Source organism: Picosynechococcus sp. NKBG042902, assembly GCF_963864045.1.
GTDB lineage: Bacteria > Cyanobacteriota > Cyanobacteriia > Cyanobacteriales > MRBY01 > MRBY01.
Map to the genome: position 1 here is coordinate 1 of NZ_CAWLTV010000021.1, position 2,693 is coordinate 2,693.

3 protein-coding genes are annotated in these 2,693 nt (G+C 46.0%); 1 reads left to right on the forward strand and 2 read right to left on the reverse strand.

What is annotated here, in order from left to right:
- Positions 1 to 46: 46 nt before the first annotated feature.
- Positions 47 to 799: a class I SAM-dependent methyltransferase gene (locus AACR41_RS00155; RefSeq protein WP_030008335.1), complete on the reverse strand. Its 753-nt coding sequence runs from the start codon at positions 797 to 799 to the stop codon at positions 47 to 49.
- Positions 800 to 907: 108 nt separating this feature from the next.
- Positions 908 to 2,194, reverse strand: coding sequence for a M16 family metallopeptidase (locus AACR41_RS00160; RefSeq protein ID WP_030008336.1), 1,287 nt, complete (start codon positions 2,192 to 2,194; stop codon positions 908 to 910).
- A gap of 49 nt (positions 2,195 to 2,243) precedes the next feature.
- Here AACR41_RS00160 and AACR41_RS00165 point away from each other — a divergent pair.
- A partial coding sequence (locus AACR41_RS00165) for a phosphatase PAP2 family protein (protein ID WP_045442715.1) occupies positions 2,244 to 2,693 on the forward strand: 450 nt, incomplete at its 3' end.

A 2,693-nucleotide genomic window follows, 5' to 3' on the forward strand; every position in this document is an offset into this window, starting at 1 on the left:
AAAATCATAGGTCATTGGCCTGAAGTGAAAACAATTTAGCTATTTTTCAATTCAATTTTCTGGCAATATATACTCCATAACTGTAATAGGCTTTGTATTGTTCATATAATTCAATTTCGCGCGTTTCCATTTCAACAATACTGTGGGCATTTTCACTATGATTGTTTCGTTTCAGAAAATCTTGAAAACGCGCCTGCATCGGTTGGTAATAATTTTCTAACCAACAATGTTCTGGCAAAATAAAATAACCAATTGGCGAATACCCGTACTCTTCGAGTAAAGCAAACTTTGCAGAGGCTAGATCAATTTCTGGATATTCAACTTCCCAATATTTTTGAATTTCTAGCGGACGAAAATTTGTAAGCCAAGTGATTTCTGAAACGACCAATAATCCACCTGGTTTTAGGTAACGGTGCCAATCTTTGATCCCTTTTTCAAAGCCGATATTATAGATTGCTCCCTCAGACCAGATTACGTCAAATTCTGCATCATTAAAGGGTAAATTTTCCATGGAGCAGCACAGGGTCGATATTTTCTCAGAAAGTTTCTTTTGTTTTGCTCTCGTTTCAAGGACTTCGAGAAAATCCGGGAGGAAATCGACGGCGGTAATCTGCGCGTTTAATTGTTCCGCAAGTACCAATGTCGAAGCCCCTGTCCCGCAACCGATATCAGCAATTTTTAAGGGAGCAGTTTTATCTATCCCCAACAAATCAAGGGCAAGTTTAGTTTCTGGATTTCCCCCAGGCCCTTGACGTTCAGCATCCTTATGTAAGTCGATTAAAAGTTGATAGTCTGTCACTGCCTTGTCCTAACCCATGGGTTTATTCCCTCAGGATATCGTCCGTACTACCAACTTATTTCAACAAGCAAAATATTCTTAAAGAAGAGACTGACATCCTTTCAAAGTTTAGGCAGGTGGCGTCAGGGTGACAATGCCATAAGCTTCGGGATTGAGATATTTTTGTACAGATTTTTGAATTGTTTCGAGGGTAATGGCTTGGAGTAATTCCGGATAATTTAAAGCGGGTTCGAGATCCCGTAATAGCGAGTAATAGTAACCGTATAAATTGGTGCGATCGCTGGGCCGTTCATTGCCAAAAATAAAGCGATTAGCCACTTGAGTTTTCACCCGCTCTAATTCGTTGGGCAAAATAGAAGCGGTACGAATGGTTTGAATTTGTTCAAGGATTGCCGCTTCTACCGCGGGAATATTTTCGCTTGGTAATTGGGCAGAAATATAGAAAACGCCCTGTTGTTTTTGGGTGAAGTTACTAACGCTGATTTGAGTCACCAGACCTCTTTTTTCCCGGAGATCCTGCACGAGGCGCGAGACTTTACCTTGCCCTAACACCGTCGCCAAAATATCGAGGGCATAGGTTTCTTCGAGATCCGTTAGCCCCGGCACGCGCCACATCATCACTAAACGGGCTTGCTGTAGGCCTTCATCTTCATAATGACGACGCACAATTGTTTCAAAAGGGGCTTCAGGAGAGTGATCGTCAAAGGTGGGAACGGTTGCTGTGGGTTGGGATTGATACAGTTTATCGAAGGCTGTGGCAACTAATTCAATCAGGCGATCGCCCTCTAAATTTCCGGCAACGGCGGCAGTCATCCGTTGGGGTTGGTACCAAAAGCCGTGGAAATCCCGCATTTGTTGGGCTTGAAGATTTTCAATCACCTCACTAGGGCCGAGCACCGGACGACGGTAGGGCAACCGCTCAAACCCCGTTTCAATGGCGCGGAAATAGGTACGACGGCGGGGATTATCCTCGGAACGACGAATTTCTTCGAGCACCACATGGCGTTCCCGCTCAAAGGCAGCATCGGGAATGCTAGGATTTAGCACCACGTCTAGTTGGAGGGGCGCAAGTTCCGCAAAATCCTGGGGGGCACAGGTAATGTAATAGTGGGTGTATTCTTGGCTAGTGGCGGCGTTGGTGACGGCGCCCTTGGCTTCGATGCGTTGTTCAAATTCCCCATTGCCGATCTGGGGCGTTCCCTTAAAGACCATGTGCTCCAGGAAATGGGCCATCCCATTAATGCTGTTGGCTTCCACCGCAGACCCCACATTGAGCCACACATTGAGGCTCACCGCATCAACCGGCACCTGTTCAGCAATGATTGTCAACCCATTGGCCAGGGTCTTAATCGTTGGTTGGTTGAGGCGTGGGCTGGGCACTAGGATGGAAGTCATGGGCGAAGCGCTGGCAATTCAAAGTTTTTCGTGTTTTTACTTTAACGCAATGTTGTTCATCGAGTTTTTACAGAAGGTTTTTGGGGACAGGTTTTTAGGCTTTTTTCTGGCGTTAACACACCTGGGGGGAGAGGCAATTTATATTTTGTTGTTGAGTTTGTATTATTGGCTACTGGATCCTCGTCGGGGCCGGCTACTAACCCTCATATTGACCCTAAGTGTCATCAGTAATCTTGTTTTGAAAAATGCCTTTGCCTTGCCCCGTCCCTATGTGGTTAATCCAGCAGTGATCACCCCAGAGGCTTTCCATACGGAGGATAGTTTTAGTTTTCCCAGCGGCCATGCCCAGGGGATCACGACATTTTGGGGGGCGATCGCCTGGTTACATCAAAAGATCTGGCTGTGGCTGGTGGCGATCGCAATTATTGTTTTGGTCTGTCTCTCGCGCTTATATTTGGGCGTTCATTTTCCGGTGGATGTGGCTGCTGGGATACTCTTA